This is a genomic window from Streptomyces sp. ME19-01-6, assembly GCF_033793745.1.
GTDB lineage: Bacteria > Actinomycetota > Actinomycetes > Streptomycetales > Streptomycetaceae > Streptomyces.
On record NZ_JARAXF010000007.1, the window covers coordinates 443,908 to 467,804 of the forward strand.

17 protein-coding genes and 1 pseudogene are annotated in these 23,897 nt (G+C 67.8%); 9 read left to right on the top strand and 9 right to left on the bottom strand.

From position 1 onward, the window contains the following. Positions 1–408 precede the first annotated feature (408 nt). Entirely contained in the window at positions 409–1,587 is a 1,179-nt protein-coding gene (locus PV419_RS20310; RefSeq protein WP_319690877.1) for a hypothetical protein, read from the top strand. 491 nt (positions 1,588–2,078) lie between these two features. Here PV419_RS20310 and PV419_RS20315 read toward each other — a convergent pair whose 3' ends face one another. Continuing rightward, positions 2,079–4,508: an ATP-binding protein gene (locus PV419_RS20315; protein WP_319690878.1), complete on the bottom strand. Its 2,430-nt coding sequence runs from the start codon at positions 4,506–4,508 to the stop codon at positions 2,079–2,081. Positions 4,509–4,730: 222 nt separating this feature from the next. Between PV419_RS20315 and PV419_RS20320 the strand changes: the two genes are divergently transcribed. After that, the gene (locus PV419_RS20320; RefSeq protein WP_319690879.1) at positions 4,731–7,778 is read left to right on the top strand and encodes an AfsR/SARP family transcriptional regulator; all 3,048 of its coding nucleotides are present in this window, start codon (positions 4,731–4,733) and stop codon (positions 7,776–7,778) included. A 57-nt stretch (positions 7,779–7,835) separates the two neighbouring features. Here PV419_RS20320 and PV419_RS20325 read toward each other — a convergent pair. The 5 genes and pseudogenes from PV419_RS20325 to PV419_RS20345 all read right to left on the bottom strand — a co-directional run bounded on the left by PV419_RS20325 (position 7,836) and on the right by PV419_RS20345 (position 13,841). Continuing rightward, positions 7,836–8,671: pseudogene (locus tag PV419_RS20325) on the bottom strand (NAD-dependent epimerase/dehydratase family protein). 27 nt (positions 8,672–8,698) lie between these two features. Further along, positions 8,699–10,453, bottom strand: a complete 1,755-nt coding sequence (locus PV419_RS20330) for an alpha/beta hydrolase (RefSeq protein WP_319690881.1) — start codon at positions 10,451–10,453, stop codon at positions 8,699–8,701. Between the two features lie 91 nt (positions 10,454–10,544). Continuing rightward, positions 10,545–11,528: a 2-hydroxyacid dehydrogenase gene (locus tag PV419_RS20335; RefSeq protein WP_319690882.1), complete on the bottom strand. Its 984-nt coding sequence runs from the start codon at positions 11,526–11,528 to the stop codon at positions 10,545–10,547. Positions 11,529–11,535: 7 nt separating this feature from the next. Then, complete coding sequence (locus PV419_RS20340) at positions 11,536–12,819, bottom strand: glucarate dehydratase family protein (protein WP_415925334.1); 1,284 nt, start codon at positions 12,817–12,819, stop codon at positions 11,536–11,538. Between the two features lie 50 nt (positions 12,820–12,869). Continuing rightward, entirely contained in the window at positions 12,870–13,841 is a 972-nt protein-coding gene (locus PV419_RS20345; RefSeq protein ID WP_319690885.1) for a 2-hydroxyacid dehydrogenase, read from the bottom strand. A 376-nt stretch (positions 13,842–14,217) separates the two neighbouring features. Here PV419_RS20345 and PV419_RS20350 point away from each other — a divergent pair, with 376 nt between their 5' ends. Genes PV419_RS20350 through PV419_RS20375 form a run of 6 tightly spaced genes read left to right on the top strand, consistent with a single transcriptional unit; the run spans position 14,218 to position 20,456 of the window. Then, the gene (locus PV419_RS20350) at positions 14,218–15,732 is read left to right on the top strand and encodes an ABC transporter substrate-binding protein (protein ID WP_319690886.1); all 1,515 of its coding nucleotides are present in this window, start codon (positions 14,218–14,220) and stop codon (positions 15,730–15,732) included. A gap of 1 nt (position 15,733) precedes the next feature. Further along, positions 15,734–16,663, top strand: coding sequence for an ABC transporter permease (locus PV419_RS20355; protein WP_319690887.1), 930 nt, complete (start codon positions 15,734–15,736; stop codon positions 16,661–16,663). A gap of 14 nt (positions 16,664–16,677) precedes the next feature. Further along, positions 16,678–17,661 (top strand): ABC transporter permease, encoded by a 984-nt coding sequence (locus PV419_RS20360; protein ID WP_319690889.1) that lies wholly within the window; start codon positions 16,678–16,680, stop codon positions 17,659–17,661. Then, positions 17,658–18,671, top strand: coding sequence for an ABC transporter ATP-binding protein (locus PV419_RS20365; protein ID WP_319690891.1), 1,014 nt, complete (start codon positions 17,658–17,660; stop codon positions 18,669–18,671). The genes PV419_RS20360 and PV419_RS20365 overlap by 4 nt, the downstream gene beginning before the upstream one ends. 1 nt (position 18,672) lies before the next feature. After that, on the top strand, positions 18,673–19,743 hold the full coding sequence (locus PV419_RS20370) for an oligopeptide/dipeptide ABC transporter ATP-binding protein (protein ID WP_319690893.1): 1,071 nt from the start codon (positions 18,673–18,675) through the stop codon (positions 19,741–19,743). Beyond that, entirely contained in the window at positions 19,740–20,456 is a 717-nt protein-coding gene (locus tag PV419_RS20375) for a sulfite exporter TauE/SafE family protein (protein WP_319690894.1), read from the top strand. The genes PV419_RS20370 and PV419_RS20375 overlap by 4 nt, the downstream gene beginning before the upstream one ends. 242 nt (positions 20,457–20,698) lie before the next feature. Here PV419_RS20375 and PV419_RS20380 read toward each other — a convergent pair whose 3' ends face one another. Both PV419_RS20380 and PV419_RS20385 read right to left on the bottom strand, forming a co-directional pair. After that, entirely contained in the window at positions 20,699–22,054 is a 1,356-nt protein-coding gene (locus tag PV419_RS20380) for a phosphatase PAP2 family protein (RefSeq protein WP_415925335.1), read from the bottom strand. A 182-nt stretch (positions 22,055–22,236) separates the two neighbouring features. Continuing rightward, on the bottom strand, positions 22,237–22,740 hold the full coding sequence (locus tag PV419_RS20385) for a YfbM family protein (RefSeq protein WP_319690895.1): 504 nt from the start codon (positions 22,738–22,740) through the stop codon (positions 22,237–22,239). A gap of 199 nt (positions 22,741–22,939) precedes the next feature. Here PV419_RS20385 and PV419_RS20390 point away from each other — a divergent pair, with 199 nt between their 5' ends. Next, on the top strand, positions 22,940–23,347 hold the full coding sequence (locus PV419_RS20390; RefSeq protein WP_319690896.1) for a RidA family protein: 408 nt from the start codon (positions 22,940–22,942) through the stop codon (positions 23,345–23,347). A gap of 28 nt (positions 23,348–23,375) precedes the next feature. Here PV419_RS20390 and PV419_RS20395 read toward each other — a convergent pair whose 3' ends face one another. Then, the gene (locus tag PV419_RS20395; protein WP_319690897.1) at positions 23,376–23,756 is read right to left on the bottom strand and encodes a helix-turn-helix domain-containing protein; all 381 of its coding nucleotides are present in this window, start codon (positions 23,754–23,756) and stop codon (positions 23,376–23,378) included. Positions 23,757–23,897: the final 141 nt, after the last annotated feature.

Here is a 23,897-nt window from a genome sequence, read left to right on the forward strand (position 1 = left end):
CCGATAGCCGCTATCGCATGACCAGGCTGCCGGAGGCGGAGCCTCCCGCACGTCGGCTTCGAGCCGGCCGAGGTGCTGCGCGACGCCGGCGGCAGGAGCGGATGCACCCCCCTAACTCCCTGGCAAACCATGGCCGCAAAGGCCGTGAAGTCATCAGCAAGGTTTCCGCAAGGTCGGTGCAAGTAATCCATCGGACCCCATGGGCAGTCCTCGTCGCAGACGGGTAGCCGACGTTCAGGGGGATGCCATGTTTGGTATCGATGGATGCTTACCGCCTGCGCTCGCAGGGTGGTCGGAGAAGGTCAACTGCCGCACGGGCGGCGACCGGTGATGGCGGGGGCCGCGTGGGTGAATGGGCCGATCGGCTTGGGCGCGCACAGTCGCGTACTGCGTACGGAGTGTCGCACCGTGCTGGTAGTAGTGCCGTTCCTGGTTGCCGGAATTCGGCTGATGGAGGTTCTCGCGCTGCTGGAGTCCGACCATCGCGTCGCGGTGATGTTCACCGTCGCACCTGCGCCGAACGGTGCGATCTGTCATGGCGCGGAGGAGTTCGTACGGGCTCAAGGCGGCTTCCTCCTACCGTGGCAGCAGGCCGTTCAGTGTGAGTTCGACCTCGTGCTGGCTGCCAGTGAGACGGCTGTGGAGCAGTTGCACGGGCGAGTGATGTTACTGCCGCACGGGGCGGGCGTGATGACGTCCCGGTTACGTGCACGGAGCGCAGGTCCGGACGCGCATCCGTCGCATGCCCTGGATCGGGGGACGTTGGTGCATCGTGGCCGGCTGGTGCCGGCGGCGCTGTCGCTCACACATGAGCATGAACTCGCGGTGCTGAGAAACTCGTGTCCTGAGGCAGTACCGGTGGCGGTGGTGGCGGGCGACATCTGCTTCGATCGGTTGGTGGCCAGTGTGCCCTTGCGGGAACGCTACCGGCGCGCGTTGAACGTAGGCGCGGACCAGAGGCTGGTGGTGGTGACCTCGAGCTGGCAGCCGGAGTCCGCGCTGGGGAGTCATCCGGATCTGCCGGAACGACTGTTGCGGGAGTTGCCGTCCGACGGGTACCGGGTGGCGGCAATTGTGCACCCCAACATCTGGGGTGTCCATGGAGCCTGGCAGGTGCGGGCATGGCTGGCAGACAGCCTTCACGCGGGTCTGTTACTGATGCCGCCTCAGGAGGGCTGGCGCGCGGCGCTGGTCGCGGCCGATGTGATCGTCGGGGATTACGGGTCGGTCACCAGTTACGGGGCGGCGATCGGCGTCCCTGTGATGCTCGCCCCTTCACGACAGGATCGCTTCCTCCGCCCGGCGAGCCTGGCGGAGTCGGTGAGCCGGGAGGCAGTCCGGCTGAGGCTGGACAATTCGCTGCGGGGGCAGTTGCGGGAGGCCATGGATCGGCACTGCCGAGACCGGCAGGCACACATAGCCGGGCTGATCACCTCACGCCCGGGACGAGCCGCCGGCATCCTACGGCGCACGATGTATCGCCTGCTTGATCTCTCTGAGCCGGGCCGGGCGCTGACCGTCCGCCCGGTTCCCCTGCCGACACCCGTGGGCGCCCGTGTGGATCTCCTCCAGAGGGACGAGGGATGAGCTTCTTTCAGTGCCGGCACTCGCCTCCCGCCAGCCCGGTGGCTCGTCATGCGCCGGAGAGCTTGAGAGTCAGCCGCTGTCGGCGGCACAGCCAGGATGACGCGGGCGTCTCGGTGTGGGTTTGGGGGGCGAACGGTGGGCCGGGGATCGGGTGTGTGTGCATGGTCGCTGACCGGTTTCTCGTGGTCACGGAAGGAGCTGCGGGCCGGTGGAGGCAGAGTGCAGACGTGGTGGTCGGCTGCCCTCAGCCGTCGGTCGGCTCCGCTGTGGGGGCCGCTGAGGCCGGGATGGCCCGAGTCCCTGGGTGCGCTCTTGTCGCGGTCCCGGCAACTGGTGCCGGGACCGTGTTCCGGAGCTGCGCTGAGCAGGTTCTCCTGCGCCACGGGCCGGGGCGTCCCGAGGTGTGCGGGGTGTGTATCTATCCCTGGCTGGCCGCTGGTTATCAGCTGACATACCTCATGGAGAGCCTCGGCGTCGCTGTCGAGACGCCGTCATGGTGATGCCTGGTCAGGGTATTCGCCCCGCTGTGCGGCCATCCTGTCCAGCGTACGGTTGACTCGCTCCAGACTCGGCGCGCCGGCTTCAAGGAACAAGGCTCGTGATTTCGTGAGGAGGTCGCGTGCGGTCGCCAGGTCCTTGACCTTCTCAGCAGCTTCACCCCACACCATCAGCACTTGAGCTCGGTACTGGCTGGATCCCGATTCGGCGAGGATCGACCAGGCTCCCCGTGCGATCGCGGCCGCTTCAGAGGGACGGTCGGCGCGCGTGAGCGCGTCCGCAAGCCAGACCATGGTCATCGCCTTGACAGTGTTGTCGGACAGCGACTCGGCCAGGTCCCGGCCTTGAATGAACTGGCCGATCGCCTCGTTGATTCTCCCTGCGGAGCACAAGGCCTGCCCAAGCCTTCGTCTGCCGATGGCCTCTCCCCGCACCCGGCCTGCCGCATGGTCGAGTGCGACCACGCGTCGCTGTGCGTCGATGGCTTCATCGAAAAGCCTCTGGGAGCGGTATGCCATACCCACCAGTCCCAGTGCTTCCGCTTCGGCCAGTTCGTGTCCCGCCTCGTGGGCCGCGGCCAGGGAGGCAACCCCTTGCTCGAGAGCCTCCTCGGCCCTGCCCAGATTGTGAAAGGCGAACCCAAGGTGATGGTGCATACGCGAACGGGCCGCGTGGTCGGCACAGCGGATGGTGGCGTCGATGCCGAGTCGGTAGGCGGCCATCCAGTCCGGGAAGTGTTTGCGCTGGAGAAACAGCGACCACATGGCCTCGGCCAACTGCCATACCAGGGCGTCGAAACCACACTCGTAGCCGACGCGCATCATTGCCATCAGGTTCGGCAGTTCATACTCCAGCGCCTCGAGCGCTTCTCGACCCGTCGCAAAGGCGGGCGCCCCCTCATGAGGCTCATGGGCCGGGCTCAGATGCCAATCCAGCGGGGTCACCACCCGGTCGGCGGCCATGGCGAAGGAGAGATAGAAGTCCAGGAGCCGCCGGATGACATCCCTGCGGGTCTGGCTGCTGTCTTGTGCTTCGGCCCGCTGCCGGGCATGCAGACGGACCAGGTCGTGGAAGCGGTACCGGTCGGAGCCACTGGCCTCCAGGACGCTCGCGTCCACAAGGCCCTCCGCCAGTGCGGCTGTGTCTTCGACGGGCAGTTCAATCGCCGCCGCGGCCGCTTCGAGGGTGAATTCCGGACCCGGGTGAAGGCCCAGCCACCTGTAGGCTCGGGCCGCATCGGAGGGCAGCCCATCGTAGGAGACATCGAATACGCTCAGGACAGTCACCTCCTCCACCGACAGTGCCTTGAGTCGCCGCTGTTCATCCGCCAGCTCCCGCACTACTCGGGCGATGGGCCATTCGGGCCGCATGACCAGCCGTGCTCCTGCGATGGACAGCGCAATGGGAAGCCCCGCGCACAAGCCGACAAGCCCCGCCACCGCATCCGCCTCTGCGGATACTCGATGCTCCCCCACGGTCCGCGTCAGAAGTTCTCGGCCCGCCCGCTGGTGCAATGGGGTCAATGAGATGAATTCCGCGCCGTCCATGGCCAAGCCGCCCAGGCGCCACCTCGTGGTCACCACCACAGTGCTCGACGGCGATGAAGGCAACAGCGCTCGCACCTGAGCGGCGGAGACGGCGTTGTCCATCAGGATCGCGATGCGCCTGTGGGCGGTGACGGAGCGGAACAGGCCGGCCGCCTCCTCGGCTTCGGCCGGGATCTGTTCTCCCGCCACACCCATGGCACGGAGGAATCTCCCCAGGATCAAGCCCGTCAGCGCCGGGTCTCCCGCAGGGTCTGAGGCCAGGTCCGCGTACAGCTGTCCATCGGGGTAACGGTCTGCCACCTGGTGCAGCCAGTGCAAGGCCAGCGCGGTCTTCCCGATCCCGCCGGGGCCGCAAAGCACGGCCAGAGCGGGTCCCCCCCGCTGCGGCCGAGAGTCGGCGATGCGGTGCAATGCACGCAGCTCCGCATCGCGGTCCGTGAAGTGCGCGGGACCGGGTTTCAGCTGACGCGGCACCAACCGCGCCGGGCGAGAGGCGAGGCGATCCGTCTGATGGAAGTGCACGCCTCCGTGGATCGAGCCCACCTGGAGGGTCGGCCCGTGCAGGTGGGCTGATCCGTCGATGCGGTTGTTCGTCTCCTGGGCCTGCCGTTGGTGGCGTTGCAGCCAAGTCTCCAAGGCCGCCTTCCAGGTGGCATCGCCTGCGGCGCACCGGGCGAGGTCGTTCGCCAGTTCCATGAGTACGGGAAGGGGTTCCTCGGCCCGACAGGCCTCCTCCAACTGCCGGGCAAGCCCCTCGGAAGGCCGGGATCGTGCACGCACGACATCGTTCAGGGCCTGTCCAGCCGATGAACTGCGCAGTGGCGTGTTGGCAATCATGGCGGATAACAGTGCCGTAGCCATGTCCGCTTCCCGCACGGTGCATCTCTCCTCGGGCCTGACTTACCCATCACGTCTGTCAGGGCACTTGCAGCTGAGGTCACTCACAGCCACTCCCTACCCGGCGAGCACAAGGCTCGACCACAGCCGTTCAGCGTGCGAACCTTTTCGGACCCACCGGCGGCTTGGCATGGCCAAGTCCGTGACTTGATGTCATCCTGTCGTAACGGACTGAAGTGCCGTACCGGCGGGAGGGCGCTGGTGAAGCTCCGCATTCTGCTACTGGGCGCGGTCGAATTATGGGCCGGAGAGCGACGCAGCCCACTCGGAACACCTAAGGAGCGGCTGACCCTCGCCGCGCTGGCCTGGGACGCCGGCCGGACGGTGAGCGTGGACACGCTTGTACACCGAATTTGGGACGATCGCCCGCCGACCAAGCCACGCGATGCCCTCTATGTGCATATTTCCCGCATCCGTAAGGCATTTTCTGCCCTTGCCGGTTCACAGGCCCCCGCCGTGATCAGTCGCGCGCACACCTACAGGCTTCAGGCGGACCCGGACGCCGTGGACCTGCGTCGCTACCTCAGCCTTCTCGATCAGGGACGTTGGCTGGCTGACAGCGGCAGCATTCGCGAAGCACGCCAGGCGTTACAGGAAGCCAACCGATTATGGGGCGGAGAGCCGCTGGCCGGACTGCCGGGAGACTGGGCGGGACATCTTCGCAACATGGTCGAGGAAAAGAACCTGGCCACCGCGCTTCTCCAAGCGGACATCTCCTTGAGATCAGGGAACTGCGCGGAGGCCGTCGCCAATCTGCAGCCTGTTGCGGAGCGAGGTCAGACGGATGAGTCCGTCATCGGTCGGCTCGCCCTTGCTCTCCACAGTTGCGGCCGCACCGAGGCCGCGACCCGTTTACTGCAGCGCACGCGGCATCTTCTGGTGCGGGAGTCAGGCATTGAGCCTGGCGAAGCATTCCAGCGCATCCACCGCGGCATCCTGGCCCGCGAACCAGTCGCCGCGTTACTGTCCCCCACAACCGCCTCCAACGGCCTCACGTTCGAGCCTGTGCCCGACTCTCTTCCTCCCGACGTGATCTGGGTGGGGCGCCAGGCTGAACTGGACCGGCTGACCAGCGCGTGGACTGACAGAGCTCAGGACCACGAGGCGTGTGTCACCGCTACCGCGGTCACCGGCATGCCCGGCTCCGGCAAGACCGCTCTGGCTGTTCATGCCGCACACCAGATGCGCGACCAATTCCCCCACGGACGACTCTTCCTCAACTTGCGCGGTCACGCCCTCCTCCAGCCCCCCATGACCTCCGCCGAGGCGCTCGGTGAACTCTTGCGCCTCCTTGGCACGCCTACAGAAGCACTCCCCCAGGACCTCAACGGACTGGTCGCGCTGTGGCGCTCCACGACGCGCGGCCGCCGCTTCGTGGCCGTCCTGGACGACGCCGCCGGCACTGAGCAAGTCACTCCCCTCCTCCCGGGCGACTCCTCCTCTTTGATCATCGTTACCAGCCGACGCCAATTGGACGGCCTGACCGGCATCCGCCAGATCGCGCTGGATGTTCTCTCCCGCGCAGACGCGATCGCTCTTCTCCAGCGCCTGCTCGGCGACGAGCGGGCTCCGAGTGCGGAGGAAGCGGCTACTCTGGCCCGGCTGTGCGGATACCTCCCACTCGCCCTGGCGATCACCGCGAGGCGCCTGCTCTCCCGCCCAACCTGGGGTGTTTCCGACCTCGTGGAGCGCTTCAACCGAGCAGCCAGACGACTGCCCGAAATCCGTGACCGCCATCATGCGATGGCGCAGGCGTTCGAGGTCTCCTACCGCGAACTCACTCCCACGCAGCAGACGGCCTTCCGTCGCCTTGGCCTGCATGTCGGCGTTGAGTTCGGGCCCGGAGCCGTCGCCGCGCTCACCGACCTTCCATTGGAGGAGACCGAGCTCATACTGGAGGAGTTCCTCGCCTGCCATCTGATCTCGGAACCCGCTCCACACCGCTATCGGCTCCATGACCTGCTGCGCGAATACGCCTCCACACTCGCCGGAAGCGATCCGGGGACCGACAACCAACGCGCGCTCACACGCCTCCTCGACCATTACCTGTATACCGCCGACCAGGCAGACCGCGGCGCCTATCCCCACCGTCTCCGCATCGCCCTGCCCCAGAGCTCTGCCGAGCAGGCGTGGCATGACGCCGACCCTCAGCAATGGTTCATCGCAGAAGGCCCCAACCTTCTGGTCGCCCTGGATTACACCCGCACCCATGGCTCGCCACGTCGACTCGCCCTGACGACACATGTGCTAGCCGGGTTTCTGACCGGTGAGGGCTACCTTCGCTCGGCAACGCCGCTTCTATACAACGCCGTTGGGCATTGGCAGAACACAGGCCTTTCAAAGGCTCATGGCAGGGCGCTGATCGACCTCAGCAGCGCCTGCGCCGGCGCCGGCACCTACGACGAGTCAATCCAGAGCGCACAGACAGCGCTGGAGTTGGCCCAGGAAACGGCTGACGAGCATCTCGAAGCCGAAGCCCTCCACCAGTTGTCCATCTCCCACTGGCACACCGCCCGACACACCGAAGCCTTCGGTCTCCAGCAACGCGCACTACAGCTCCGCCTGAAGAAGGCCGACCGGCTCCAGCAAGGTAGAAGCTTCAATCTCCTGGGCATGATCTGCCTCAGTCTCGAGCGGCACAAAGACGCGCTGAAGTACTTCCTCGAAGGCCTGGCCCGCTTCCGTGACGTGGGCGACCGACGAGGCCAGTTCATCGCCTTGAACAACCTCGCGGAGCTACACAAGGAAGCCGGAAACCTGGACCACGCCATCAGTTCCTACCAGCAGTCCATCAAGCTTTCACAGGCCCTGGGCAGCAGGGGCCAGTACGCGATTCTCCAGATGAACCTGGCAGACACCTTGCGCGCGCACGGAAGGCCGCAGGAAGCCCTGGAGCTCTACGCCAAAGCACTCCCGGAGCTACGGAGCATTGATGACCGACGCAGCGAAGCCATCGCTCATAACGGGGCCGGGCGGGCACTCCATGAAGTCGGCCGGAGCGAACAGGCACTCCCCCACCACACAGCCGCGCTCGCGATAGCCCGCACCATCAATGCCGCCCTTGAAGAATGTCAGGCCCTTCGTGCCCTGGCGGAGGCAGAACACGCCACCGGACGACTCTCCCAAGCCCGTGCTCACCTGGAAGCGGGCCTCGCCGTCAGCCGGAAGATCAAGGCCCGGTCCGAAGAGGCGGACATACTCAGGTCACTGGCCCTTTTTCAACCCGACTTGTCGTGGCAGATCAGCTGAGTCAGTTGACGATCGCCGCCCCGTCCCCGAACGAAACCACCCGGCCCGTTATGGATGTCACCCGGTGGTGGCCAGTCGCTCGCGCCACCAGTCCACCGTCGCCTTGACCTGCTCATCGACGGGGGTGGCCCGTACCGCGAACTCGGCTTCGTAAGCGCTCGCGTCGACCACGAACGGACGCTCGAACTGGTAACGGACCTCCTTCAGTCCGCGGATCAGCCGGGGAGAAGACCGACGCGACACCCAGCACGGCCGGCGACAGCCCGCGCACCGCGACCGGCCCCGTTCCCGACTGAGCGGCGAGGCGGCCGACCATCTCACGGGTGGACCGCGCGGGCTCCGTCGGCACGTGCCAGGCCCGTCCCCAGGCCCGTTCCTCGCCCGCGACCTCCACCAGGGCCCTGGCCACATCGGGAGATAGCTCCAGCTGTGCGGGGCGTCCGGATCCCCGAGCGTGAAGACCGGCTTGCCGCGCAGCAGGCGTGGCATGACCCGCGCGGCCAGGTGCCCGCCGTCGGTCACCCCGGACCGAAGAAGTTTGAGGCTCGCACTGTCATGGGACCGTCCACCGGGCCGTAGTCGTAGAGGTTGCCCAGCATGACCAGGACGGCCCCGGTCGCCTCGGCCGCCGCGCAGAGCGACGAGGCCAGCGGCGGCCATTCACCGGCCCAGCGATGGTAGGGCGGTGCGGCACAGCTGTGGATCGCGGCCGCGCCCTGGGCGGCCGTGATCAGTCGCTCGCTGTCCATCGCGTCCAGCGCGACATGTTCGATGCCGGGCTCCTGGCTCCGACCCGACGTGGTGACGACCCCTACCGCATGACCCTGCTCGGCCAGAAGCCGAGCAGTGGCCGCTCCGGCGGGCCCGAATCCCATCACGACATGGAGGCTCACTCTCGCACACCAGCGCGAGTGTGTGGCTTACTTCATCCGGACCTCGTCGTAGCGTCCCACCACGACTCTCGCCTGGTTCTCCAGGCTCTCCGAGCCGACCAGCCAGTAGTTCCCGTGCCCCTTGGTGTCGGTGGACATCTGGTGGGCGCCGAAGATCGGGTCGTTGGGGGTGATGAACTGCGTCAGGCCCTCGTGGTGGCCGTGGGTCGGCGCTCCCAACTTGGGGACCAGGTCGTCCTGCGCCTTCTGGTTCCACACATGTCCGGGGGGCACGTCCAGGTCCTCGGCCCGCCCCACCTGGACGCCGGGGGTGCCGCTGAGCATCACGTCGTCCGCCTCCAGGGTGCCCTGGCGGGCGGCGGAGCCCACCACCACGGTGCCGTAGCTGTGTGCCTGCACCGATAGATGGTCGTCGGACGACGGGTCGTGGGAGGTGTGCAGCCCCGACAGGAAGTCGTTGAAATCTCCTGCTGCCCGGTCGGCGTACTTGTTCGACACGCCTTCCGGGAACAGGTTCTGCGGAGCGTCGTAACCGTTCCAGGTGATGGTCGACACCTTGGGCTCGCCCGGCATCGCGCTGGCGGCCTGCCAGAGGTTGGTGCCCGCGACCATGGGCGTGTAGATGCCGCTGAGCCTGCTCTTGGTGCCGCCGACCATCACGGCGGTGTGATCGGCCGTGTCCGGGTTGCCGTTCGCGATGATGGCGCGCCCGTTCTTCTCGGCATCGAAATCCAGCAAATACGCCGGCGGCAGCCCGTCGCCGCGCGGCTGGTGACGGAAGAGCCTGGAATCAGGGAAAGCGTCCACCTTTCCCGTGGAGTTGAAACGCATCTGAATGCGGTTCATGCCGTCGAGGGAGCCGATCAGATGCTTGCGCTTGCTGTCCCACCTGCTCCACTCCGGATTGGGCACCATGGACCGTCCGGCCAGGATGGACCTGGGCCTCGGTTCGGGCGGCAGGTTGGCCAGCTCGGTCTGGTATTTCGCCCGCTGCTCGTTGAACCAGATGCGGTTCGCCTCGTCGCGGTCCTCGACGGGCAAGCCGTCCAGCTTGCCCACGCTCGCCGGATACAGCGAGATGTACTCCGCCTGCTCCTCTTTGCTGAGGCTCTTCCACCAGGCCGCGTTGTCCTTGGGTGACTTGTCCTTGGGAACATCGCGCAGATGGTCCCCGACCGTCTTCTTGACGTCCCCCCGGTCCTTCTCCGCGTCGATCCACTCGTCTTTGGTGACCGACAGATCGGCGGTGGTGATCAGCTTGCCCAGCGTCCTGGCGTACTTGCCGTCCGCGTCGGTCGCGTCCTTGAGCGCGTCACCGATCCGGTCGGCGTACCCCTGGGCCTGCTGCTTCGGCGTCGTGGTGACGTACGGCGCCCGGCCGTTCCCGGCCGGCTCGTACTCCTGGCCCGGCAGCAGCACCAACGGGGGTGTGTACTGCACCGAACCGTCTTCCTTGACGGTCATCCCCGCGTCCTGGGCGTCCTGGACGGCGTTGTCCATCTTCTTCTTCGCCGCCCGCAACTCCGCGGCCAGCCCGTTCAACGCCGTCAGGACCAGGGCACACTCCACCTGCATGTAGTGGAAGTTCTCACTCAGCCGCTGCAGCCGGCCGAGCGCCGCGCCGACCCCCTGACCCTTCAGGCCCCCGCGAAGCTTTGCGTTGATTTCATTGTCCAGCCGGTCCTTGGCCGCCCCGGCGCTGCTGCTGACCTTGTGCCAACCATCGGCCGCCTGCTCGAACTGAGCGGGGTCGACCGCCTTCAACTGCGCGAAAGTCACCATGACGCGGATCCCCCACTCCCCGACCCAACCGAGCGCGATAACGGAGGAGAAGTTTACGTGAGTTCCCCTCCGGAAGCGCGGGTGCCGGTAATTACGTCGGCGAGTCGGCCTCACGCACCACATTGGTGAGGGGATTTCCCTGTTCCAGCCGGTTGATGTTGGCCGCGATGTCCGTGGCCCGGGCAGCGAAGGTTTCTTCGGTATGACCGGAGTTGTGCGGTGTCATCACCACGTTGGGCAGGGCGTGGAACGGCAGGCGGCTCGGCGCGAGCGGAGGGCCGGCCCACCACACGTCGAGGGCCGCGCCGGCGATGGTGCCGGCCGACAGCGCCTCGTACAGTGCCTCCTCCTGGACGACGGGGCCGCGGGCGACATTGACCAGGAGGGCGTGGCGCCCCATCGTGGCCAGTTCGGCCGGTCCGATCAGTCCGCGGGTGGCGGGCCCCAGCGGAACGGTGACCACGACGATGTCGGAGTCGGCCAGCAGTTCCGGGAGCCGCTCCGCGCCGCCCACCCAGTCGGGCCGCAGATCGTCCGGCAGGGGGGCCGACGGATCGCGGCGTACGGCCCGTACGCCCATGCCGACCGCCTGGCACAGCCGGCCGATCTCCGTCCCCGTCTCCCCGAAACCGATGACACCGACGCGCCGCCCCCGCAAGGTGTCCCCGAAAGGCAGCGTGGCGTCGACGGCGACGTTCCGCCACCGCCCCGCACGCAGCTCCTGATCGGCCGCGAGCACCCGCCGGGACAGCATCAGTACGCACATCAGGACGTGTTCGGCGATCGACCTGCCGTGGTGGTGGGTGTTGGCCACGGTCACCTCCGGCCCCAGCGCCTCCAGCGGGATGCCGTCGTGGCCCGCGCCGACCACGTGGACGAGACGGAGCCGTCGGGCCTGCCGCGCGTCGTCCTCGGCAAGCCGTGAGCCGACGTAGACGTCGATGTCGGCGAAGGCTTCGGTGATCCGCTCCGCGTCCCACTCGGAGGCCTCCAGCCACTCGTGCCGACCCTCGGTCCCCGTCTTCAGCCGTTCGGTGAACCTGCTCAGGATCGGGTGGTTGAGCATGATGCGCATACCGCGGTCACCACCGGGGGGTCTTGAGCTCGAAGGCGGGGTCGAAGCGGCGCATGTAGCCGGTGTCGTCGCGGTCGCGCAGCCCGCAGTCGAGGTACTGCCGGTGCAGCCGGGCGAGCGCGTCACGGTCCAGCTCCACGCCGAGGCCCGGGGCGGTGGGCACCTCGACCCGCCCCTCGGTGAACCGCAGGACCCCCGGGTCGATCACATCCTCGTCCGGCCGCTTCCACGGCCAGTGCGTGTCGCAGGCGTAGGTCAGCCGTGGTGTGGCGGCGGCCAGATGTGTCATCGCGGCGAGGCTGATGCCCAGGTGGGAGTTGGAGTGCATGGACATTCCGAGGCCGAAGGTCTCGCAGATCGCGGCGAGTTGCGTACCGCGCCGCAGGCCGCCCCAGAAGTGGTGGTCGGCCAGCACGATGCCCACCGAGCCCTGTGCGACGGCGGGGGCGAGGTCCTCGAAGGAGACGACGCACATGTTGGTCGCCAGGGGTGTGTCGGTCTGCCGTGCCACGGCCGCCATGCCGGCCCTGCCCTCGGTCGGATCCTCCAGGTACTGGAGGGTTCCGTCGAGTTCACGGGCGACGTGGAGCGACGTCTCCTCGCTCCAGGCGGCGTTCGGGTCGAGCCGCAGCGGCAGGTCGGGGAAGGCCACCCGCAGGGCGCGGATCGCGGCGATCTCCTCGTCGGGAGGGAAGACGCCGCCCTTGAGCTTGATGGAGGAGAAGCCGTACTGGTCGATCATGCGCCGGGCCTGTTCGACCAGTTCGTCCGGGTCGAGCGCGGCACCCCAGTCGTCGTCCGCCTGATCCGGGTGCCCCGCCCACTTGTAGAAGAGGTAGGCGCTGTAGGGCACGGTGGAACGCACGGCGCCACCGAGGAGGTCGCTGACCGGCCGTCCCACCAGCTTGCCCTGGATGTCCAGGGAGGCGACGTCGAACGGGGACACGACGCGGTCCACCGCGCTGCTGCCGGTGACCATGCCGGACATGCCGTCCCCTCCGGCGGTGTCCGAACCGAGCGCGCGACGGGTGCGCAGCATGAGGTCGTTCAGGCTCCAGACGTCCATGCCGACGAGGTCCTCGGCGGTCCGGCGCACCCGCTCCAGGTGCACGGTGCCGCCGTAGGTCTCACCGATGCCGGTGACACCGCTCTCCGTGGTGAGTTCCACGATGGTGCGCAGCGCGTACGGCTCGTGCACTCCCACCGTGTTGAGCAGGGGATAGTCCCGGAAGGCCACCGGAGTGACCGTGACTTCGGCGATGCGTTCAGCCGTCCCACCCATGGACACCATCCTCATATGTAGCTGACGTCTTCATTTGTAAACAGGCGTCCATCTGGCTGTCAATGTTCCGGCACCGGCGTGAGGAGTGTGCCCTCGGTCATGAACTGATGCAGATTGCGGAAGGTGAGCTCCCCCATGGCCTCACGGGTCTCATGGGTCGCACTGGCGATGTGCGGGAGCAGAACAACCGCGTCCAGGTCCAGCAGGGCCTTCGGAACGCGGGGTTCGTCCACGAAGACATCGAGCGCCGCGCCCGCTATCTCGCCGTTCACCAGGGCGTGCACCAGAGCCGGCTCGTCGATGACACTGCCCCTTGAGACGTTCACCAGGTAGCCCTGAGGGCCGAGCGCGTCGAGCACGCCCGCCGAGATCAGGCCCTGGGTGGCGCCGCCCCCGGAGACCGCCACGACCAGCGCGTCGCATTCCGCGGCGAGTTCAGCGGGCGAGGACATGCGGCGATAGCTCACGTCCTCGGCGGGCGTGCGTGAGCAGTAGAGGAGTTCCACGCCGAAGCCTTCCAGCCGCCGAGCGATGGCGCGGCCGATCCTGCCGAGCCCGAGAATGCCCACGCGCTTCCCGCTCACCTTGGCCGAGAGGGGGAAGGCGTCCTGGTCCCAGGCGCCGCGGCGGACGAAGCGGTCGGCGGCCGACAGCCGGCGCATCACATCGATCAGGGCGCCGACGGCGAGGTCGGCCACGCAGTCGGTGAGCACGTCCGGGGTGTTGCTGACGTCGATGCCGCGCGCACGGGCCCGGGAGACGTCCGTGGTCTCGTAGCCGACTCCGAAGTGGACGATCGCGCGGAGCGCGGGCAGGGCGTCCATCAGATCGTTCGACACACCGACCCGCGCACTGGTCACGGCCGCCACCACCTCGCCGCCGTGGTCCCGCAGATAGGCGTCGGGATCGGGCAGCTCCGCGAGTCGCACGGTGTGATGGTGCGTGGCCAGCGCGGTCTCGAGGGTCGGCAGCAGTGGACACAGCTGAAGGACGGTGCCGCCGGTGCCGCCGGTGCCAGTTGAGGAAGGCATGGACTCACTCCCGTTCTTATGGAATGGCCGGGAGCGTATGGCCGATTTCGATGCCTGTCTAAGCTCAAAAGTGTATCGCTCGATACCTTTTCCGTATCAATGGATGGCGAGGGGACTCGCCCCGACCCGCTTCGGGCCGCACAACCAACGCTTTGGCCAGACCCCTTGACGCCCCCGCACCTCGGCCTTAGCTTCGGCGTTTACAAATGCAGACCGGGTACGCATGTATGGACAGTCATGTCAGCAATCGCGTCTCCGGCGGCACCACTTCAGCCCTTTCGGAGATACGCCGACGATGAAGTCCTCCGTACGCTCCTTCCCTCGCCCAAGAAGGTCCCGAGCACACCCGGTTCTCACCTTTCTGACCTTGGGCACGATGCTGCTGACCAGCGCGTGCGCCGTGGCCAACAGTGACACCGCGGGCGACGCCGGCAGCGCGGACGGCCGCACACTGCGTGTGGTACTCACCCAGGAACCCCCGACGCTGGAGCCCTGCGAGTCATCGACGACCGCGACCGGGGTCGTGGTCCGCTCCAACATCACTGAACCGCTGATTGAACGGGACCCCACCTCGGGCAAGCTGGCACCGCTGCTGGCGACCGGCTGGCGGCAGACGAAGCCGACGACGTGGACCTTCGACATCCGCTCCGGCGTGACGTTCCAGAACGGACAGCCGTTCACCGCGAAGGACGCCGTCTTCTCCATCGACCGCGCCGTCAACTCCGATCTCGCCTGCAACGTGGACGGTTACGTCTTCGGCGACGAGAAGCTCGACGTGCGCGCCGTCAGCCCCACCCGGCTGACCGTCACCACCAAGAAGGCCGACCCCATCCTCCCGCTGCGAATCAGCTTCATCGAGATCGTGCCGCGCACCACCGACGCCAAGGCCAAGGTGCGCATACCGATCGGCACCGGCCCCTACGCCGTCAGGAAGTGGCAGACCGGTGTCTCGATCTCCCTTGCCCGCAATCCCAAGTACTGGGGGAAGGCTCCCGCCTACCCCCGGGCCACGTATGTCTGGCGCAGCGATGCCAGTGTCCGCGCCGCCATGATCAACAAGGGCGAGGCCGACATCACCACATCGCTGGACCCCATGGACGCGACCAAGGACAACTCGGTCGCCTACCCCAACAACGAGACGACCGCTCTACGGCTGGACGGCCGCGAGGCACCGCTCAACGACATCCGGGTGCGCAAGGCGATCGGCATGGCCATCGACCGCGACGGCATCATCGACGCCCTTCTCGACGGGAAGGCCAAGCCCGCCGCGCAACTCGTCCCGCCCGGCGTGGTGGGCCACAATGACGAACTCGCCCCACCCTCGTACGACGTGGCCAAGGCCCGCGCGCTGGTCAAGCAGGCGGAAGCCGACGGCGTCCCCGTCAACAGGCGGATCACCCTCGTCGCGCGCAACGGCCAGTTCGCCGGGATCGCGGAGACGGCCGAGGCCCTGCAGTACGAGATGGCGCAGATAGGGCTGAACGTAAGGATTCGCATGACGGACACGGCCACCAGTCTTCAGTACCAGCTGCGCCCGCTGCCCCGCGGTGTCGGGCCGATCGCGATGCTGGTCATGCACGGCAACCAGGCCGGGGACGCGGCCTTCACCACCAGTCAGTACCTGCTGAGCGACGGCCCGCAGTCCACCTTCGGCACCCCGGAACTCGACCGGCGCATCGCCGCGGCGAACGCGCTGTCCGGCAAGGCCCGTGAGAAGGCCTTCGCGAATCTGCTCGCCTACCAGAACAAGACGGTCGCGCAGTTCGCCTACCTGGCCCATATGCGCGGGCTGCTCGGCCTGTCGCCGTCGGTCCGGTACCGGCCGAACTCCGCCACCGGGGACGAGATGCGGCTGGCCGAGGCCAGTCCCGCGAAGGCGGGGAAGCACTGAGATGACGTCATTCCTCGGCAAGCGCATCATCTCCAGCGCGATCCCGCTGGTGTTCGTGGTGCTGGGCGTGTTCTGCCTGGCACGCCTGACCGGCAACCCGGTCGACCTCTATCTCCCACTGAGCGCCACTCCCCAGCAGCGCGCGCAGTTCTCGGCCGCGCACGGCTTCGACGACTCCATCCCGGCGCAGCTGTGGGACTACCTCACCCAGGCCGCGCAGTTCGACTTCGGCACCTCGCTGCGCACCGGGCAGTCGGCCGCCACGATGGTGCTCGACGCGTTCCCCGTCACCCTCCAGCTCGCCGGCATGACCATGCTCCTGGCGATCCTCGGAGCGCTGCTGGTCGGCAGCCTCGCCGCCTACCGGCCCAACTCGCTCATCGACCGGATCGCCGGTCTGCTGTCGATGATCGCGGCCAGCATCCCCGACTTCTGGTTCGCGATCATGGGCGTGCTGGTCTTCGGCGTGGGCCTGGACTGGCTGCCGACCTCCGGCACCCTGGGCGGCCCCGAGGTGTGGGTACTGCCCATCGCCACCTTGCTGATCCGCCCGTTCGGCGTGCTCGTCCAGGTGGTCCGCGGCAGCATGGTCGGCGCGCTGTCCGCGCCCTATGTCAAGGTGGCCCGCAGCAAGGGAGCCGGCGCCGGGCGCGTCGTGTTCGGACACGCCCTGCGCAACGCCATCACGCCCGTCCTGACCGTCGCCGGGGATCTCACCGTCGGTCTCGTCAACGGCGCGGTGATCGTAGAAACGATCTTCGGCTGGCCCGGAATCGGCAAGCTCATGATCGACTCGATTCTGCAGCGCGACTTCGCCGTGTTGCAGGCCGCTGTCCTGATCACCGCGGTGACGATCTTCGCGCTGAACATCCTCGTCGACGTCTGCCACGCCTTGATCGACCCCAGAGTCCGCCAGGCGGTGCCGGCGTGAGCGAAGGAGCCACCATGACCGATCCTGCTGACCGTCCCTCCGCTGAAACCGCTCCTGAAGCCGCTCCTGCTGCCGCCTCGCCACGTACCCGTCCGCCCCGCTGGTGGCTGCTGCTCGGCAGGGACCGGGGCGCGGCCGTCGCGGCCGTCATCCTCGCCCTGGTGTTCCTCGTCGCGCTGTTCGGCCGACTGTTCATCGGCGACCGAGCGATACGGCAGGACCTCCGCGCCTCGCTGCGCCCGCCGTCCCTCGACCACGGCTTCTACGGGCTGCTCGGCACGGACGTGCTGGGCCGCAGCGTGCTGGCACGGCTGATCGAGGCGGCCGGGACAACGCTGTACGTCGCCGTGCCCGCGGTGCTGTGTTCGCTGCTGATCGGCTCCGCGCTGGGGATGTGGGCCGGCTACCACGGGGGCTGGCGCGAGAACATCGCGATGCGCGTCGCCGATGTCATCCTCAGCTTCCCCTCTCTGCTGATCGCAGTGGTCGTGCTGTATGTCTTCGCGCCGAGCGCGCTGAACATCGTGCTGATCCTCGCCGTCGCGCGCATCCCCGTCTATCTGCGCACCGCCCGCGCGGAGTCGGCCGAGCTCCGAAGCCGCCTGTTCGTCGACGCGGCCCGGACCTTCGGCACCCCGAGCCGGAACATCATCTGCCGGCACATCCTGCCGATCGCACTGCCGACGCTGCTGACCGTGGCCACGCTCGACTTCTGCTTCGTCATGCTGACCGAGTCCTCGCTGAGCTTCCTCGGCATCGGCATCCAGCCCCCGGATGTGAGCTGGGGTCTGATGGTGGCCCAGGGCCGCCAGTACCTTCAGACCGCCTGGTGGATCGCCGTGCTGCCGGGCATCGCGATCGTCCTCACCACGGTGTCGGCCACGGTGCTCGCCGCGTGGGTGCGCCTGGCCACGGATCCCGCGCAGCGCTGGCGTCTGACGCTGCCCAAGAAGCGGCGCGGGGCCCGAGCCGCTGTTTCCCCGGAGGTGATCGCGTGAAGCCGTCAACCCTGCCCGCGCCCGCCGCGGCCGATGGCGCCGCGCTCGAGGTCGAGGGGCTCTGCGTCGAATTGCGCACCCCCTCCGGCACGGTCCGCGCCGTGGACGACATCAGCTTCAGCGTGCGCAAGGGGCGCACGCTGGCGCTGCTGGGCGAGTCCGGCTGCGGAAAGTCCATGACCGCGCTGTCGATCGCCGGGCTGCTCGACCCGGTGGCCGAGGTGACGGACGGATCCGTGCGGGTGTCCGGCACCGATGTGCTGCGGCTCAGCCCAGCGGGCCGCAGAAAGCTCGCCGGCCCCGGGCTGTCCATCGTCTTCCAGGACGCGCTGACCGCGCTCAACCCCGTGCAGCCGGTCGGCAGGCAACTCGCCGAGCCGTTCCGCATCCATCGCGGGCTGTCGCGGCGCGAAGCCAGGGAGAAGGCGGTCGAGCTGATGACCCGCGTCGGCATCCCCGAGCCGCGGCTGCGGGCCCGCTCGTACCCGCATCAGTTCTCCGGCGGTATGCGCCAGCGTCTGCTCATCGCGATGGCCGTCGCCCTCGACCCCGATGTGCTGATCGCCGACGAGCCCACGACCGCGCTCGACGTCACCGTGCAGGCGCAGATCATGCGGCTGCTGCGGGACCTGCAGACCGAGCGGGACATGGCGATCGTATTGATCACCCATGACCTGGCAGTGGTGGCCCAGCGCGCCGATGACGTAGTGGTCATGTACGCGGGCAACGTGGTGGAGACCGGGCCGGTGGGCGAGGTCTTCTCCAGCCCCCGCCACCCTTACACCAAGGGGTTGCTCGACTCCGTTCCCGAGCACGCCGTCAGGGGGCGCCCGCTGCCCGCCGTGCCGGGGAGCCCACCCGAGCTCAGCGCGGTCCCCTCCGGCTGCGTCTTCCAGGCCAGATGCCCGCTGGTCAGGGAGCGCTGTGCCCAGGAACGTCCTCACCTGGTGTCCGTCGGCGCCTCACGCTCGGCCGCCTGCCACTTCTCCGAGGAGCTCGATCGTGTCTGATATGTCAGAGGTATCAGAGGTTCCCGTCACCGAACCTACCGTCGCAAACCCGCGCGGCGGCGGCTCGGCCGGCTCCCCGCCCCTACTCGAGGTCAGCGGCGTCACCAAGTCGTTCGGCCATGGGCGCCGACGCCTGACCGCGTTGGACGGAGTCGATGTGCGACTCGAACGCGGGGAGACCCTCGGTCTGGTGGGCGAGTCCGGATGTGGCAAGTCGACCCTGGCCAGAGTGGTGCTCGGGCTTGAGCGGCCGGACTCGGGGACGGTGCGTTTCAACGGCACCGACCCGTTCACCCTCAAGGGCAAGGAACTGCTGGCCTGGCGGCGTCGGGTGCAAATGGTGTTCCAGGACCCGTTCGCCTCGCTCAATGCCCGGATGTCCGCGGCCGACCTCATCGGTGAGCCGTGGCGCACCCATCGCGACATCGTGCCCACGGCGAAGGACCGGGACCGACGGGTGCGTGAACTGCTGTCCCTCGTCGGACTGCGGGAGAGCGACGCCCACCGCTACCCGAACGAGTTCTCCGGCGGCCAACGGCAGCGCATCGGCATCGCCCGCGCGCTGGCGCTCGACCCCGACCTCATCGTGTGCGACGAACCCGTGTCCGCGCTGGACCTGTCGGTGCAGGCCCAAGTGCTCAATGTGCTCTCCGAACTGCGCGAGCGGCTCGGCGTCTCCTACGTCTTCATCTCCCATGACCTGTCGGTGGTCAGACACGTCTCCGACCGGGTGACGGTGATGTATCTGGGCAAGGTCATCGAACACGGTCGCACCGAAGACGTCTTCGACCGGCCCCTGCACCCCTACACCTCCGCCCTGATGTCGGCCGCGCCCACGCTCGACGTCTCCGGGCAGACCGGCGACGAGGAGATCCAACTGCGCGGGGAGATCCCCTCCCCGTACGACATTCCGTCGGGCTGCCGGTTCCGCACCCGCTGCTGGAAGAGCGAGGCCCGGTGCGCCGAACACGCACCCCAGGCCGTCACCCGCGAGAGCACGGCGGGCACCGGGCTGGAACCGCACGAGGCCCTGTGCCACTTCCCGCTGGGCATCGGGCCGACGGGAGCATGAGCGCGCCCGAGTTCACCCTGCTCTTCGTCACCGTGGCGGTCGGGTCGCTGTTCCAGGTCTCCATCGGCTTCGGACTCGGCCTGCTCGCCGCCCCGGTGATCGCGACGCTGGACCCCTCGCTCACCCCGGTGGTGGTGCTGCTGCTCGCCACCGGGGTCACGGCGGCGGTCCTGGCGCTGGAAGGCGGACACGCGGACGTACGAGGAGCGGGGTGGGCGCTGGTCGGCCGGGTGCCGGGCGTCCTGGGCGGCGCGGCGCTGGTGGCCGTGCTGCCCGCCCGGCAGCTCGCCTTCCTCGTCGCCGCGGTCGTCCTCACGGGCGTCGCGGTGAGCCTGCGCGGCTTCGTACCGAGGCCGGGACGGCGGTCGGTGCTGCTGGCCGGCCTAATCTCGGGGGTGATGGGCACGGCCACCTCCATCGGAGGGCCTCCGATGGCCATGGTCTGGCAGCGCTTGAGCGGCCCGAAGCTGCGCTCCACGATGAGTGGGTTCTTCCTGGCCGGCTCCGCGATGAGCCTGGCCACGCTGGCGGCGACCGGGGCCGTGCACACGGATAGCCTGCGGTACACCGCCCTGCTGGCCCCGGCCGCGGCGATCGGCGTGCTGCTCGCCCGCCCGCTGTCGAGCAGACTGGACATGCGGCGCACCAGAGCCGTCGCCATGGTGCTCGCGGTGGCGAGCGCGACCGTGCTGGTGATCCAGCAGTTCCTCTGAGCCGACGGTTCCTCTGAGCCGGCAGTTCAACGCCTCGGCGCCCGGGACGAACCACGGCTTCCAGCGGCCGCCGACCGACTCCCCGGCGGGCTCGACCAGCACATGGACGACGTTCTTGAGGTCGACGATGCCGAGCCGGCCCGCGACCAGCGGCAACGTCAACCCCGGGGCCGTCACCCGCGAGCGCGCCCTGCACGCCGACCAGTACCGCGCGGAGCGCCGACAGCCTGACGCGACATGGCTCAAACCAGTTCGGGTTGCGGTTCTGCTTGCCGCGCCGGTGCGGCCTTCGGTTCCCATAGTTTGGTGGTCCGTACGTAGCCGTAGACCACTGAGGCCATCGCCAGTATGAGAAGTGGTCCGAACGCCCACGGATGCTTGGCCATTTCCATCGGCAGATAGCGATATGACACCAAGAGCGCGGCGAAGACCGCTGTGCCGTAAGCGACCAGCTGGATTCTTGACCGGTCCCAGCCGCGGTCGAGCGAGCGCAGCGCTGCCTCGATCGTGAGCGCGAACACGACGCCGGCGATGAGATCCACGCCGTAGTGGTAGCCGAAGCCCAGGGTTGCGCTGAGCGTGGCAATCAGCCAGAAGGTGCCGGCGAATCGCAGAATGCGTGGGCCCTTGCGGGAATGGATGAAGATCGCGGTAGCCCATGCTGTGTGCAGGCTGGGCATGCAGTTACGGGGGGTGATGTCGTCGTATGTCACCGGGTGCGGGGTAGTGATCGGCGGTGGCGTGTTTGGCCACAGGTTGGCTATCGCCCAGTGCACACCGCCGGTACCGGAGGTGCCCGGGCCGTAGGCAAAGATCGGTCCGACCACCGGGAAGATCATGTAGATGGCCGGCCCGAGGAGGCCGATCACCAGAAAGCTGCGCACCAGATGATGGCGCGGGAAGCGGCGCTCGGCCGCCACGTTACGCAGCTGGTACAGCGCGACGACGATCGCGGCCACGGCAAGCTCAGCGTAGACCAAGTCGAGGAGATGGGTGCCGATCGGGTCGGTGGCCCTGAGGATCCGGCCTGCCAGCCACGACGGGTTGCCCAGCGCGTGATCGGCGGCTGCCAGGTACGGGTCGAGCACGGCCGGGCGGGTCTTCGACGTGATGAGTAGCCAGGTATCGCCGATCTTGCGGCCGGTCACCAGCAGCAGGCCCAGCCCGACGCCCTTCAGCAGCAGGATACGTTCCTGGCCGGTGCGGCGCGTGACAGCGATGACCGCATAGCCCAACATCACCCACAACGCGCCGTTACCGAAGGAATGGCCCTCGGTCATCTTGGCGTCGACCGCCCACCGCACCAGCGCGAAGACGACGTCGATCCCGATCGCGACACCAGCCGCGATGAACCGTTGCCGCCAGGTGAGCACCACCATCATCAACGCCATGCCGGCGTACAGCGGCCCTGGTTTGGGGGCGAATATCACCTCTTGCGCCTGGGTGGTCATCGGCCCCGGTATGCCGGCGTAGCGACGCGCGACGATCTCCAGCGTGATGAGGAATCCGAGGGTCACCACACCCGCCACGGCCCACAATATCGCCCGTGGTTGACGCCAGGCGTCGGTCTTGATTCTGCAGTTTATTCGCGAAAACACCCGCGTTACGATAGGTATCAATTGTTTGACCGATTTGTTAGATGTTAGGCAAAGAGATCACTCTTTGCGCCGGATAGCATGCTTTTCTGGTGAAGGACAGTCGATAAGGGCGCTCGTCGAGAGTCCGATCATGCCATCGGAGCGGTGCGGGTGGCTTCGCCGGTCACGGGCGGCACGAAGGACTAGTCGAGCCAGACGACCACGGCGTGTCCGTCGCGGGCCGCTGCCTGGAAGAACGGAACCAGCGCCTGGTAGTGGCTGGTCACGTACTCCAGCGACTCGCCGCCTTCCCAGACGATGACCGGGTAGATGTCGGCCTGGACGAGATCCGCCGGAGTGACACCGCTGACCAAGGCCCCGGGAGGTATGGCCGTGAACGCCTCAGCCGCCACCTGCACGCGCTCCGGCGTGAGATAGCGGGGCGGCACGTAGCCCCAGTCGTCGGCCCCGGGGATTTCCTCCTCGCCGATGACGACGTCGACGGGGAACGCGAGGCGGCGCAGCAGGAAATCGAGGGCGTGCCATGCCTTGTCGGTGTCGTGGCAGCGCGCCGGTGACGCCCCGGGCCCCGCGTCCAGCTCCGCTTCGGCCAGCTCGCCGATGAACTTTCGGGCCCAGTCCGGGTCGCGGACCGCGCGCTCGAGTTCAGCGGGGGCCAGACGCGCGTACTCTCCGATCATGCTCATGGCCGGATATTAGGGATGGGCACTGACAGCGCGTCCAGCCGGCAGCGGTCTACTGAGGCCGGCTGCCAGATGCCCTCGGTCACCGTGCGGTTCCCCAGTCACCGAAAAGTGCGTTCTTCCATGTCAGCGTTTACTCTCCTACGGTTTCCGAGTAACCGTGGGAGAGCGAACGGGCTCTCATGACAAGGAGGCGGACAGCATGGCCATCACCCTGGTGAACCCCAGCGGATTGCCCGAAATCGAGGCGTACCGGCAGGTGTCGATCGCGACTGGGTCACGGCTGGTCCACATCGCCGGACAGGTCGCCTGGGATGCCGATGGGGTCACGGTCGGCGAAGGTGACCTCGCCGCTCAGGTCGAGCAGTGCTACCTCAACGTGGGCACCGCCTTGGCCGAGGCCGGCGGCTCCTTCGACGACGTGGCGAAGCTGGCCGTCCACGTCGTCGACTGGATCCCCGACAAGATGCCCCTACTCCTGGAGGGGATCGCTCGGGCGGCCGCGAAGCTGGGGGTCACCCCGGTCCCGCCGGCCACGCTGCTGGGCGTTGCGGCGCTGGACGTACCCGACCATCTGGTCGAGATCGAGGCCACCGCGGTCCTCGACTGAACAGCTTGGGGTGCGAGCGCTCCACCCGTCAGGCGTCGAAGCGGCGGCGGGAGGCGTCGATGTGACCGAGGTACTGACGGGTCCAGCCGCACATTCCGTCGATTGTCTCTCGCAGGGCCTGGCCCGCCTCGGTGAGGGTGTACTCGACCCGCGGCGGCACGGTGGGGTGCACGTTCCGCTCGACCAGGCCGTTGCGCTCCAGCATGCGCAGGTTCTGGGTGAGCATCTTGTGGCTGATGCCCTCGACCTCGTTCCGCAACTCGCTGAAGCGCAGGGTGCGTTCACCGAGAAACTCGATGATCAACAGTGCCCACTTGTTGGCGACGTCCGAGAAGATCTCCCGCGCCAAAGAGTCCGCGCGCGCCAGGTCCGCGTCCTCGGGCGAGCCCCTGAACTGCTTGGTTCCCATCAGGTTCCCCAGTCACCGAAGAGTACGTGCTTCCATGTCAGTCGTCACTCTCCAACAGTTCCCGAGTAACCACAAGAGAGTGATTTCGAAGTCTCGGGCCCCTCCCGGCCCCGACCGGCACACGGCATACTTGGGCCGCCC